The following is a 13,504-nucleotide window of genomic DNA, read 5'->3' on the forward strand; positions in this document are numbered from 1 at the left end:
AATTACTAATACTTGGAATGCAGGTAGCATTTAGTGATGTAAAAGGAATTCTGCTCGATAAAAAAAACCACCCGAAGGTGGTTTTTCAATCTATTTGCTCTTACGCCTGAGGACGCATCGCTGGGAATAGAATAACGTCACGAATCGTGTGCGTGTTGGTCAGTAGCATCACTAGACGGTCGATGCCGATACCTTGACCAGCAGTCGGTGGTAGGCCGTGCTCTAGTGCTGTGATGTAGTCTGCATCGTAGAACATGGCTTCGTCATCACCCGACTCTTTCGCTTCAACCTGTGCTTTGAAACGTGCGTCTTGGTCTTCTGCATCGTTAAGCTCAGAGAAACCGTTCGCCACTTCACGGCCACCGATGAAGAACTCAAAGCGGTCTGTGAAGAACGGGTTGTCATCGCTACGACGAGCCAGTGGAGAGATATCTGCTGGGTAGCCAGTGATGAACGTTGGCTGCATTAGCTTAGGTTCTGCTGTTTCACCAAAGATCTCTTCAAGAAGCTGACCACATGTCCAGAAAGGTTCGACTTCTACGTGAACCGATTTCGCGATAGAAACCATTAGGTCACGGTTTTGAATGTCTTCTTCCGTTAGCGCTTGGATTTGCGCGTGGTCTGGGTTGTAGTGCTTGATTGCTTCAAACATGCTCATGCGAGTGTATGTGCCACCAAACTCAACAGTATGCTCACCGTAAGGCATTGACGTTGAACCTAGAACTTCTAAAGCCACCGAGCTTAGTAGCTCTTCAGTTAGGTCCATCAGATCTTTGTAGTCTGCGTACGCCATGTAGAATTCCATCATCGTGAATTCAGGGTTGTGACGTGGAGAAAGACCTTCGTTACGGAAGTTACGGTTGATTTCGAATACGCGATCAAAACCACCAACAACTAGACGCTTCAGGTATAGCTCTGGCGCAATACGTAGGTACATTGGCATGTCTAACGCATTGTGATGCGTGATGAATGGACGCGCACTCGCACCGCCAGGGATCACGTGCATCATTGGCGTTTCAACTTCCATGAACTGTTTAGAGATCATGAAATTACGGATTGCCGACATCACTTTTGAACGTACTACAAACGCATTACGAGAATCTTCATTCACGATGAGGTCAACATAACGCTGACGGTAACGCATTTCTTGGTCAGTGAGACCGTGGAACTTCTCTGGCAGTGGACGAAGTGCTTTAGTTAGCAACTCGTACTCTTCCATGTTTACGTATAGGTCGCCTTTGCCAGATTTGTGCAGCGCACCTTTCACACCGATGATGTCACCGATATCAAGACCTTGGTATTTGTCTTTCAATACTTTTTGTACATCTTTGTCCGCGTAAGCCTGGATACGACCAGAAGTTTCTTGGATCACCAAGAATGGACCACGTTTCGCCATAACACGACCCGCAATAGCAACAACGTGGTTAAGTGCTTCTAGCTCTTCCTTACTCTTTTCACCGAACTCTTTTTGAAGGTCGCCAGCTAGGCTGTCACGACGGAAGTCGTTTGGGTGGCCATTTGCTTTGCAGCTCTTTCGGATTTGATCCAATTTTGCGCGGCGTTCAGCAATGAGCTTATTCTCTTCTTGTGCAGAGGCTTCTTGTACAGTTTCGTTTTGAACAGCATCAGTCATTTTCGATGTATCCTGTTTAGTCGGTGAAAAGCTTAAAGGCCTGATTTCAGGCTAGCTTCAATAAATTTGTCCAGATCACCGTCAAGAACCGCTTGAGTATTACGGTTTTCGACGCCCGTACGGAGGTCTTTAATGCGTGAATCATCCAATACGTAAGAACGGATCTGGCTACCCCAGCCAATGTCAGACTTAGCGTCTTCATTAGCTTGTTTTTCCGCATTTTGCTTTTGCAACTCAAGTTCAAACAGCTTAGCGCGAAGCTGCTTCATCGCTTGATCTTTGTTTTTGTGTTGAGAACGGTCGTTCTGACACTGAACCACGGTATTCGTTGGTACGTGGGTAATACGTACCGCAGATTCGGTGGTGTTTACGTGCTGACCACCCGCACCAGACGCACGATACACGTCAATACGGAGATCGGCAGGGTTAATGTCGATGTCGATGTTTTCATCAATCTCTGGGTAAACAAACGCAGAAGCAAAAGAAGTGTGACGACGACCGCCTGAGTCAAACGGAGATTTACGCACTAAACGGTGAACACCCGTTTCGGTACGCAACCAACCATAAGCATAATCACCGATAATACGTACGGTGACCGACTTAAGGCCAGCAACATCTCCTTCGGAGACTTCGATCACTTCGGTTTTGAAGCCTTTCGCTTCAGCCCAACGAAGATACATGCGAAGCATCATGCTCGTCCAGTCTTGCGCTTCTGTACCGCCAGAACCTGCTTGCAGATCAATATAGCAATCTGAAGAATCGTGTGCGCCAGAGAACATGCGACGGAACTCTAAGCCCGCGAGCTTCTCTTCTAAGGCTTCAAGTTCTGGACCGATTTCATCAAAGGTCTCTTGATCTTCAGCTTCAATGGCCAGCTCAAGCAAACCTTCAACGTCATCCACACCTTGATCAAGTTGATCAATGGTTTCAACAACCGCTTCCAGTGACGCACGTTCACGACCGAGAGCTTGCGCTCGATCAGGCTCGTTCCAAACGTCCGGTTGTTCAAGTTCTGCGTTAACTTCTTCTAGACGCTCTTTCTTAGCGTCATAGTCAAAGATACCCCCTCAGGACATTTGTGCGCTCAGACACGTCCTGTAGACGGTTTTTAATGGGATTGATTTCAAACATGTTGGCTCAACATTTTAGAGTAGAATTTAACCGAGGAATTCTACTCAAAAATGTGACAGAGATACAGGAAAAATTGGGAGGAAATTTGTCGAATCCTGAAGAGAAAAAAGGAGCGAGATTCGTTCTCACTCCTTTAATGGCGGTTATCGAGCCTCGATGTGTTCAATCATCAATTGCAACGATTGATTGTTGCGAAACTCATTGATATCCAGTTTGTAGGCAAGGCGAACGGTTTTCACCGAGGCATCTGGCCAGCGACGTAAATCGACGTTGAAGGCGATCCCGTCAATCATGATGTTGGTTGGATAGCCTTTGAATAAAGGCTCAAGCATCAATTTTAGATGTTTTTCGCCGACCAATTTCTGGTGCAGCACTTTAAATTCGCCATCAAAAATGGGCTCTGGAAATGCCTGCCCCCAAGGCCCCGCAGATCGCAGCAGCTCCGCTGTATGCATGGAAAACTCTTCAGGCTTGAGTTCGCCATCAGAAAGCACAATACCTTTCAGTGCGGCTTCATCCAATTCGCGTTTCACCAGTTGATCAAACAGCTGACTAAATCGTTCAAAATCGCACTCTTTGATGGTCAAGCCAGCCGCCATCGCGTGACCACCAAATTTGAGGATCAAGCCGGGATTTTGTGTATCAATCAAATCCAGCGCATCGCGCATGTGTAGGCCAGGAATAGAGCGACAAGATCCTTTGATATACCCATCGCCACCATCGGCAAATGCAATCACCGGACGATGATATTTCTCTTTGATTCTCGACGCTAGAATGCCAATCACGCCCTGATGCCAATCACGCTGGAAAAGAGCCAAACCATAAGGCAACTCGCTGTTTTCGCCAAACTGCAGACGTTCACAAAACGCCATTGCCTCTTGCTTCATGCCCTCTTCAATTTCTTTACGAGTTTGATTGAGCCCGTCCAGTTCATGCGCCATACGACGCGCCGCGTGGATGTTGTTGCACATCAGCAATTCAACCCCAAACGACATGTCATCCAAACGTCCTGCGGCATTGATGCGCGGGCCCAGTGCAAAACCGAAATCTGCCGCCACCAAACGACGAGCATCGCGCTTGGCCACTTCAATCAAGGCTTGAATACCCGGACGCGCTTTCCCGGCGCGAATGCGCTGTAGACCTTGGTGCACCAAAATGCGGTTGTTCTCATCCAGCGGAACAACATCCGCAACGGTGCCTAAGGCCACCAAATCCACCAGCTCCATCAGCTTCGGCTCTGCCATACCTTGCTCGGCAAACCAACCGCATTGACGCATGTGGACACACAAGGCCATCATCAGATAAAAAGCCACGCCAACCCCAGCCAGTGCTTTGGAAGGAAACGCGCAGGTCTGTAAGTTTGGATTGACCATCGCATCTACCTCAGGCAACACTTGCCCGGGCAAATGGTGATCGGTCACCAACACTTTTAAGCCATGCTCTTTGGCATAACGCACCCCTTCAATGGAGGAGACGCCGTTATCCACGGTCATGATCACTTCAGCGCCCAAGGCGATAGCCTGCTCGACCACTTCAGGGCTCAAACCATAGCCATCTTCAAAGCGGTTTGGTACTAAGTAGTCGACATTGTTGCTGCCAAGCATGCGCAGTGCAAGGACCGAGAGTGCCGAGCTGGTCGCGCCATCAGCATCAAAATCCCCGACCACAATAATGCGCTTCTGCTCACGTATAGCCTCAAAAAGCAGCGCAACGGCAAGTTCAATTCCGTGCAGTTTTTGGTATGAATGCAACCCTTTGACGGCGGTTTCCAACTGGCTTATGTCTTGAATACCACGGTTGAGATAGATGCGTTTGAGGATATCCGGCACACTGTCGGGCAAGAGGGAAAGATCGGGTTCTGGTCGTCGTTGTATTTCTATCATTAATTGAATAGAGCCCGCGGGTCAAACGCGCAGGCTCTGCTCCTTGAAGGTTTATGGTTGCTGTAAACGTTCTAGCAGTTTTTCTGGTGGCAAGTAACCAGCAACCAGCTCACCATTTGGCAAGAAAATCGCAGGCGTGCCTGTAATACCGAGTTGCTGACCAAGTTGGTAATGTTGAGCCACGGTCTGCTTGCACTGCTGTAAATCATTTTTCGCTGGGGCAAATTTGCGGTTCACTTTAGCATCATGCATCGCTTCTTGCGGATTAGCGGCACACCAGATGCCCGCCATTTGTTCTGCCACAGGGCCCGTGCCACCTTGGCGTGGGTATGCCATGTAACGCACGGTGATACCTAAGTCATTGTAGCCCTGCATCTGGCTGTGTAGACGAACGCAGTAACCGCAAGTAATGTCGGTAAACACCGTCACCACGTATTTTTCATCTTTGGCTTTGTACTCGATCGCGCTGTCAGCAAATTCGGCAATTTTCTTGGCGTTGAGCGGCGCTTGGCGTTCTGCGATTACGTCCTTGTATTGACCATTTTCGTCAATGGAATACAAGGTTCCTGCGATAAAGTGGCTACCGTCATTAGACGCAAATAACACCCCGCCACTGGTTTGAATTTCGACTAAACCCGCCACATCCGAAGGTTGAATATCCATGATGTTCAGGCCCAGCTTGGAAAAACGAGCTTTGAGAGCCTCGCTATCAAAATGCGTGCTCGCCGCCACTTGTGCCGCTGGCTGAGCTGTTTCGACCGCTTGGCTTTCTTCAGCACCGCAGGCCGTCACAAAGAGAGGAAGAGTTAAAAGAGTTAATCGGCGTAATACGCTCATTAAAATCACCTTGTCGTTATTCCGCTTTAAGCACGCGGATGATGTTGGCTATGAATCTGTTTTAGTCGTTCTGTTGCCACGTGAGTATAAATTTGCGTGGTCGATAAGTCACTATGACCAAGCAGCATCTGTACGACCCTGAGATCGGCCCCATAGTTCAATAAATGGGTGGCGAAAGCGTGCCTCAAAACGTGTGGTGACAAATGATCAGTATCGATACCTGCAATCACCGCATAGAATTTGATGCGATGCCAAAAGGTTTGTCTGGTCATTTGTCTGGCACGCTTACTTGGAAACACCACATCCGAAGAGGTTTCACCCAATAACGCCGGACGACCTTGTTTGATAAAGGTTTCGATCCAGTCGATGGCATTTTCCCCCATGGGCACTAAGCGCTCTTTGCCACCTTTACCCGTCACCCGCACCACACCTTGACGCAAGCTGATGTTTTCCATGGTTAAACTCACCAGCTCGGTAACACGCAATCCCGTGGCATACAGTAGCTCAAGCATGGCTTTGTCACGCAGTTCCACCGGATCATTCGGATCGGGCGCATCCAATAACGCATCGACCTGCTCTTCACTGATGTCTTTTGGCAAACGTTGCGGTAATTTAGGGCTGACCAATAGGGCACTAGGATCATCGGCGCGCACTTTTTCTCGATGGAGATATTGAAACAGACGACGAATCGCTGACAACATCCGTGCTCTTGAAGTCTGCTTGTAGTCTTGATCCACCAAATAGCTTTGGTATTGCTGAAGCCCAGACAGACTGATGAAATCGAGCCGATAATGATTCGCCTCCATCCACTGCAATAACTTCATCAGATCGTTGCGGTAAGAGGCCAACGTATTCTCTGCGAGGCCTCGCTCCATCCACATCGCATCGAGAAATTGCTCTACGTAGCCAAAATCTTGCATATTAACCGATGCCGTTTGTTGCATGGACACACCTTAAATCACTGTAAATCAACAGTGCTGAGAGTAAGACAGCCACAGATTTAATGCTATAAAAAATCCATTCGGACGCGATATTCGCTGCAATCCTCCGCAGAATCGAGGTAGAATTCGCCATCGCATGGCAAAACAGTACTGATAACGCAGATGAAAATCGGACTTTTTTACGGCTCAACCACCTGTTACACCGAAATGGCGGCAGAAAAAATGCGCGCCATTTTGGGGGATGACTTGGTTGAGATCCATAATGTCAAAGAGTGCGACCTCGCACAAATGGCAGACTATGACCTGCTGCTTCTTGGCATTTCCACTTGGGATTTTGGCGAAATTCAAGAAGATTGGGCTGCCATTTGGCACGATCTCGCCTCCTCTCCAGTGCAAGGTAAAACCATCGCACTTTTCGGTCTTGGTGACCAAGAAGGTTATGGTGAATGGTATCTCGACGCGATGGGATTGCTGCACGATGAGCTTAAAGCGGTAGGTGCGGAGTTCATCGGCTATTGGCCAAATCAAGGCTACCAGTTTGAAGCCTCCAAAGCCCTCACTGAAGATGGCAGCCACTTTGTTGGCTTGGCGCTCGATGAAGATTCCCAATACGAATTGAGCGACGAGCGCATTGAAACTTGGATTGAGCAAGTTCTAACGGAATTTCACGACAAGCTGTAACGCTTAAGGCGAATTTTCTGAATCTCGCCGGTTTGTGAATCAGCAGTCAGCAAAAAGCCCGTCACATTGGACGGGCTTTTTATTGTCTTACGTTTTCTTAAAGTGCTGCGATTAAGCGGCTTCTTCAGCCAGTTCTTGACGAACAGAGCGGCTGACAAAGAACATACACACAATCGCCGTCATGGTTGGTAGCAACCACGCCATGCCCACTTCAAATAGCGGCAGTACTTTGAATGCAGACACATCCACGCCCGCCACTTTTGCTGCATCAATCAAGGCAAACAGCAGTGAAACAAGGATAACCACGCGGTACGCCACTTGTGGGTTTGGCAATTTCTTACGCACGAAAGTCAGTGCCACCAACGCAATGGCCACTGGGTATAGTGCAAACAGGACCGGCACAGACAGAGCGATAAGCTGTGCAAGACCAACATTCGCCACCACAGCACAAGCAACGCCATTGATCACAACCCACGCTTTGTATGAAAGCGGAGTCAGTGAGCTGAAGTAATCTGAACACGCTGAGATCAGACCAATCGCAGTGGTTAAACAGGCAAGCAGTACAATTACAGACAACACGATTTGACCATAAGGACCAAACAGCGCTTGAACATATAGGCTGAGAACCACGCCACCGTTGTCCGCACCAGAGGCCACCGCCGCGCTCGTTGCGCCAAGGTAGAACAATGAGATGTAAACAAATGCCAGACCGGCTGCAGCAATGAAACCTGCGTAAATCAGGTATTTAGTCGTTGCAGAACGCTCCGTAATACCACGGCTGCGCAGCGCATCAACGATCAGCATACCGAACATCAGTGAACCAAACGTATCCATGGTGTTGTAACCTTCAAGGAAACCTTTGGTGAGTGGCTGTGTTAGATACTCACCTTGCGCAGCAAGCATTTCGCCCTGAGGATCAATAAATACCGCAAGCGCCAAAATAATCAGACCAACAAACAACGCCGGTGTTAATACCTTACCAATGATGTCAATCAGTTTGCCTTGCGACCAAGAAAAGAACATCGCCACCGCAAAGAAAAGGATCGAGAAAATGGTCAAATGCGACTGAAGCGCATCAACAAAGAAAGGCTTCACCGCCATTTCGTAGGCTACTAGGCCAGTACGTGGCGCGGCAAACGCAGGACCGATGATGATAAAAATCAATACCGCCATCAATGTTGCTGCTTGTTTAGGAAGATCTTTGGTTAAGTGATCCCAAGATCCACCAGCAACGGCAATGGCAATAATGGTGATCAAAGGAAGACCTACTGCCGTCACAAGGAAGCCTGACATCGCAGGGAACAGATGCTCACCCGCAAGTTGACCTGCTAGAGGAGGGAAAATAATGTTGCCCGCTCCCAAGAAAAACGCAAACAGCATAAAGCCGACTGCGATAATATCGGTTAGTTTTAAAGTCTGATTCACAGATAACCCTTAGAATAATTCTGAATGATGTTGTGTATGCATTCGCCGCTCTTGCGACCGACGATTGTGCTAATTTTAGGGGCGCATAATGACGAAATGACCACCAATTGGCAACCTTTAAGCCCGAAAACACTATATTAATTTATATAAGTGACAATATCACAGTGAATGTGACTGAGATCTAATTTGTATTTAGACAGATAACCTACACAATGCCGCATCAAAGCGATAACAGATAGAGAAATAATTCAAACAAATCGTTAACAATGGTTTTTCTATCTAGAAATAGAGAAAATGAAGAGATAAACATGAAGAGTGGCACATTAAAAACTAAAGGGTTCAAATTTAAACAGTTTTCAATCGCCAGCAGCAACTCTGGTATGCCTGTCAGTACTGATGGTGTATTACTTGGTGCTTGGGCCGACTTCCATCACAGCCAAAACCTACTCGATATTGGTACAGGGACAGGATTGCTTAGCTTGATGTGCGCTCAGCGATACGTACATCTTTCGATCACAGCCGTCGATATTGACGCGCATGCCATGGAAGCCGCACAAGAAAACTTCAGCCACAGCCCTTGGCACTCAAGGCTTCACTTGCAACACGGTGACGTACTCAAGCTCAATTTTACACATCGTTTTGATGGCATTATTTGTAACCCGCCTTATTTTAATAGCGGCGAACAAGCCCAAGCGACGCAGCGCGCTACCGCCAGACACACCGATACTCTAGCTCACGATGCGCTGTTATTGCGCTGCAGAGAATTACTCACCCCGAATGGCAAAGCTAACTTTGTGTTGCCACTGACCGAGGGAGAACAATTTCTGCAACTCGCTCAACAGCAAGGTTGGCACCTGCACCGGCTATGTCGTGTCAAGCCTAATCCGAATAAGCCTGTTCATCGCTTACTGTTTGAACTCGGTTTATCCACGGCAACAACGAGTGAAGAGCATCTCACGATCAACGACGGATCGACCTACAGCGCAGACTTTGTCAAACTGTGCCAGGATTTTTATCTCAAGATGTAGAAATAACGTGTGATCAAAATCACCGAACACTCTATAATATTCGCCCTTTTAAACTATTGCTGCCCATTGAACTTTGTATCTCAGGGCATTGCTTGTGGAGAACACACTGTGATCAGAACCTTTGCCGATCTTGATCTTGACCCAAACTTGCTGTCTGCCATCGAAGAGATGGGTTACGAGCGCCCAACTCAAATTCAGGCAGAAGCAATTCCACAAGCCCTAGAAGGCCGTGATATTCTTGCTTCCGCTCCGACAGGAACCGGAAAAACCGCCGCATTTGTCTTGCCTGCGCTGCAATACTTGCAAGATTTTCCACGCCGTAAACCAGGACCAGCACGCGTTCTTATCCTCACGCCAACCCGTGAGCTAGCGATGCAAGTGGCCGATCAAGCTCGTGCGCTTGCCAAAAATACCAGTTTGAACATTTTCACCATCACAGGTGGTGTTCAATACCAAGAACATGCGGATATCCTTGCTACCACACAAGATATCGTGGTAGCGACACCGGGCCGCTTGATGGAGTACATCCAAGCAGAGCGCTTTGATTGCCGCGCGATCGAATGGCTGATCCTCGATGAAGCAGACCGCATGCTTGACATGGGCTTTGCTCCGACAGTGGATCGCCTATCTAACGAATGTCGTTGGCGCAAACAGACCATGCTCTTCTCTGCAACGCTAGAAGGCAAAGGGGTGGAAGGTTTTACCGCGGATCTGCTGAACGATCCTGCGGACATTGATGCTGAGCCTTCGCGCCGCGAGCGTAAAAAAATCACCCAGTGGTATTACCGTGCAGATAACATGGAGCACAAGCTCGCGCTACTGAAAGACATCATCAACAACCAAGCGGAACGTACGATTGTTTTCCTCAAAACACGTGAACGTCTGGCGGATCTACGTGCTCACCTCGAAAGCGAACAAGTCAATTGCGCTTGGATTCAAGGTGAAATGCCGCAAGATCGTCGTAACAACGCGATTGCTCGCTTCCGTGATGGCAGTGTGAATGTGCTGCTTGCAACGGATGTCGCAGCTCGTGGTATCGACTTGCCTGACGTGTCACACGTTGTAAACTTCGACATGCCACGCAGTGCCGATGTTTACCTTCACCGCATCGGTCGTACCGCTCGCGCAGGTAAGAAAGGCAACGCAATCTCTATTGTAGAAGCCCACGACCAACCCATGATGGATCGCGTTGCTCGCTATGTGAAAGAGGATATTAAAGAGCGCTTTGTCAAAGAGCTTCGCCCTCAACACAAGAAGCCGGTGTTTAAGAAGAAAAAGAAAAAAGACGATAAAAAAACGTCAGTGAAAAAGAAAAGCACCAAAAAGAAAAAGTAATGGTTCGATAACGTAAAAGGGTTGGCACTGTGCCAACCCTTTCTGTTTTCAGACCTTAACTAAAACCAAATCTCAGTGTTGCTCTTCGCGCTTAAACACCAATTCTGTCGGGGTCGACTCTTCTTCGACGAAGTAGTAACCCGCACTGTCAAATTGAGTTAAATCCGCCACACTCGAAATACGATTTTCAATGATGTAGCGCGCCATCATGCCTCGCGCCTTTTTAGCAAAAAAGCTAATGACCTTGTATTGACCGTTCTTCGCATCTTTAAAAATCGGCGTGATCACTTGCGCGTCCAAGGCTTTCGGTTTCACCGCTTTAAAATACTCATTGGACGCCAGATTGATCAACACGTTATCACCTTGAGCCACAATCGCCTCATTAAGTTTCTCAGTGATCACATTGCCCCAAAACTGATAAAGATTACTGCCTTTGGGGTTGGCCAATTTTGTGCCCATCTCCAAGCGATAGGGTTGCATCAGATCCAGTGGCTTTAATAGCCCATACAGCCCAGATAGCATACGCAAATGTTTTTGCGCGTAATCAAAATCGTCATCGTTGAGCGTTTCCGCTTCAAGCCCTGTGTACACATCACCTTTAAAAGCCAGAATCGCTTGGCGCGCGTTATCTGGAGTGAATTCTTCGCTCCACTCTTGGAAGCGACCCACATTGAGATCGGCGATTTTATCACTCACTTTCATCAACGAAGCCACATCCGCAGGCGTCAACTGACGGCAAACTTCAATCAACTGTTTTGAGTAATCCACGAGCTCTGGCTGAGTGAACTTGTGGGTCACGAGTGGTGATTCGTAGTCCAGAGTTTTAGCTGGTGAAACAACGATAAGCATGACGATTCTTTCCCTTATTTTCTTTTTGTCTAGGGTACAAAAAAAGCCGTGCATTGTCTGCACGGCTTTTCGAATCACAGTGATAGAAAATCTCGATTTCTACCTTAGTCTTTCTTGTTGTTGTCCCAAATGCCTTCTTCCAGTTGAGATTTCAGCTCAGGAAAATCATCGGCATTAAAGGTTGGCAACTTACCCGCTTGTAACTGACGGTTGTAGTCTTTTGCCAGTTTAATCACGATACCAGATAGCAGCAGGATCGCGACTAAGTTCACAATGGCCATCAGACCCATCGATACGTCAGCCAGAGCCCATACCACTGGAAGTGGCGCAATCGCACCAAAGCCCACAAGACCAAGCACGACCAAACGGAAAACATTTAAGCCAGCTTTGTGGTTGTGCTCCAAGAAGACCAAGTTGGTTTCTGCATAAGAGTAGTTAGCAATGATGGAGGTGAACGCGAAGAAGAAGATCGCGACCGCGACAAAAATGCTACCCCAGCTACCCACTTGCGAGCTTAACGCTAACTGAGTCAATTCAATGCCCGTGATCTCACCATGCGGCACGTACTCGCCCGACATCAAAATAATTGCAACGGTCGCTGAACAGATCACAATAGTATCCATGAAAACGCCCAGCATTTGCACGTACCCCTGAGAAGCTGGGTGTGGAGGATATGGCGTAGCTGATGCCGCAGCGTTTGGCGCGGAACCCATACCGGCTTCGTTCGAGAACAGGCCACGTTTGATACCATTAATCATCGCTTGTGCAATCGCGTAGCCCAAACCACCCGCAGCCGCTTCTTGCAAGCCAAAAGCGCTCTTGAAGATCAGCATGAGTACGTCAGGTAGTTTCTCCAAGTTAGAGAGCATCACAAACAGCGCTAAAGCAAGGTAAGCCAATGCCATCACTGGAACGATAAGCTCAGCAGTACGCGCGATACGCTTGATACCACCAAAGATAATCACACCAGACAGCACCACAATCACAACGCCTACGTAGGCATTTTCCCAACCAAAGGCATTTTGCATTGCGTTGGCGATCGAGTTGGCTTGCACCGCGTTAAACACCAGACCAAAAGCAATGATAAGGAAGATGGAGAACAGCACCCCCATCCAACGCATACCAAGGCCTTTTTCCATGTAGTAAGCAGGACCACCACGATAGTTGCCATCGTCATCTTTGGTTTTGTAGAGCTGAGCTAGCGTACTTTCAGCAAATGATGTCGCCATACCCAACATGGCGATGAGCCACATCCAGAAAATCGCACCAGGGCCACCGGCGGTCAGCGCAACAGCCACACCGGCCATGTTACCAGTGCCTACACGTGCAGCAAGGCTGGTACAAAGCGCTTGAAAGGAGGAGATACCAGCGTTGTCCGATTTACGGCTGTTTTTTAGAACAGAAAACATGTGGCCGAAATGGCGGAACTGAATGAAGCCGAGTCGAACCGTGAAATAAATTCCCACACCGACAAGCAAATAAACAAGAATGGAACCCCAAAGCAGGTCATTCATTAGATTGATCAAGTCTGTCATAGTTACCTCAAATTGAGTTTGCGCCAGTCTGTGCTTCCGAGCCATCCACCAGATTGCTTAACCAAGTGTCAAATTAGCTTGGTGAACTATTATTTTCTTTCTGCAATCTAGAATCGTAAATGTCGCTTCATGCATCCGTTTTACGTACTAGCGTTTTTTGACGGGCGGATAATGCAGCCTAGCCACGCAAAAATCAATATGAAACTGCATACTCAATTTTTGTATT

General features: G+C 48.0%; 11 protein-coding genes. 3 read left to right on the top strand and 8 right to left on the bottom strand.

All coding sequences use genetic code 11. The annotated features are described in order from the left end of the window. Nucleotides 1-100: 100 nt before the first annotated feature. The 5 genes from lysS to xerD form a co-directional block, all read right to left on the bottom strand. Nucleotides 101-1,633: a lysine--tRNA ligase gene (gene lysS, locus PQQ36_RS11780; RefSeq protein WP_011149542.1), complete on the bottom strand. Its 1,533-nt coding sequence runs from the start codon at nt 1,631-1,633 to the stop codon at nt 101-103. 32 nt (nt 1,634-1,665) lie between these two features. Beyond that, nucleotides 1,666-2,764 (bottom strand): peptide chain release factor 2 gene (prfB, locus tag PQQ36_RS11785; RefSeq protein ID WP_096325347.1). Its coding sequence is split into 2 segments (ribosomal slippage): nt 1,666-2,688 and nt 2,690-2,764, totalling 1,098 coding nucleotides; the frame shifts between segments, so codons are not numbered across the junction. Between the two features lie 143 nt (nt 2,765-2,907). After that, complete coding sequence (gene recJ / locus PQQ36_RS11790; RefSeq protein ID WP_011149541.1) at nt 2,908-4,647, bottom strand: single-stranded-DNA-specific exonuclease RecJ; 1,740 nt, start codon at nt 4,645-4,647, stop codon at nt 2,908-2,910. Between the two features lie 51 nt (nt 4,648-4,698). Then, the gene (gene dsbC, locus PQQ36_RS11795; RefSeq protein ID WP_013572401.1) at nt 4,699-5,484 is read right to left on the bottom strand and encodes a bifunctional protein-disulfide isomerase/oxidoreductase DsbC; all 786 of its coding nucleotides are present in this window, start codon (nt 5,482-5,484) and stop codon (nt 4,699-4,701) included. A gap of 26 nt (nt 5,485-5,510) precedes the next feature. Continuing rightward, nucleotides 5,511-6,428 (bottom strand): site-specific tyrosine recombinase XerD, encoded by a 918-nt coding sequence (xerD, locus tag PQQ36_RS11800; RefSeq protein ID WP_011078618.1) that lies wholly within the window; start codon nt 6,426-6,428, stop codon nt 5,511-5,513. A 159-nt stretch (nt 6,429-6,587) separates the two neighbouring features. Between xerD and fldB the strand changes: the two genes are divergently transcribed. Next, nucleotides 6,588-7,106, top strand: a complete 519-nt coding sequence (gene fldB / locus PQQ36_RS11805; RefSeq protein ID WP_011078619.1) for a flavodoxin FldB — start codon at nt 6,588-6,590, stop codon at nt 7,104-7,106. Between the two features lie 111 nt (nt 7,107-7,217). On the opposite strand, the gene brnQ is transcribed toward fldB, so the two are convergent. Further along, nucleotides 7,218-8,531: a branched-chain amino acid transport system II carrier protein gene (brnQ, locus tag PQQ36_RS11810; protein WP_011078620.1), complete on the bottom strand. Its 1,314-nt coding sequence runs from the start codon at nt 8,529-8,531 to the stop codon at nt 7,218-7,220. Between the two features lie 308 nt (nt 8,532-8,839). Between brnQ and PQQ36_RS11815 the strand changes: the two genes are divergently transcribed. Together PQQ36_RS11815 and srmB are read left to right on the top strand one after the other, a co-directional pair. Continuing rightward, nucleotides 8,840-9,559 carry a tRNA1(Val) (adenine(37)-N6)-methyltransferase gene (locus PQQ36_RS11815; protein ID WP_273661264.1) on the top strand — a complete coding sequence of 240 codons (720 nt, stop codon included), beginning with the start codon at nt 8,840-8,842 and terminating at the stop codon, nt 9,557-9,559. A gap of 108 nt (nt 9,560-9,667) precedes the next feature. Further along, nucleotides 9,668-10,894 carry an ATP-dependent RNA helicase SrmB gene (gene srmB / locus PQQ36_RS11820; protein WP_039552717.1) on the top strand — a complete coding sequence of 409 codons (1,227 nt, stop codon included), beginning with the start codon at nt 9,668-9,670 and terminating at the stop codon, nt 10,892-10,894. 72 nt (nt 10,895-10,966) lie between these two features. On the opposite strand, the gene yaaA is transcribed toward srmB, so the two are convergent. Then, on the bottom strand, nt 10,967-11,743 hold the full coding sequence (gene yaaA / locus PQQ36_RS11825) for a peroxide stress protein YaaA (protein ID WP_011078623.1): 777 nt from the start codon (nt 11,741-11,743) through the stop codon (nt 10,967-10,969). A 104-nt stretch (nt 11,744-11,847) separates the two neighbouring features. Further along, the gene (locus PQQ36_RS11830) at nt 11,848-13,278 is read right to left on the bottom strand and encodes an alanine/glycine:cation symporter family protein (RefSeq protein WP_011078624.1); all 1,431 of its coding nucleotides are present in this window, start codon (nt 13,276-13,278) and stop codon (nt 11,848-11,850) included. Nucleotides 13,279-13,504: the final 226 nt, after the last annotated feature.

This window comes from Vibrio sp. CCUG 15886 (assembly GCF_028570825.1).
GTDB lineage: Bacteria > Pseudomonadota > Gammaproteobacteria > Enterobacterales > Vibrionaceae > Vibrio > Vibrio vulnificus_B.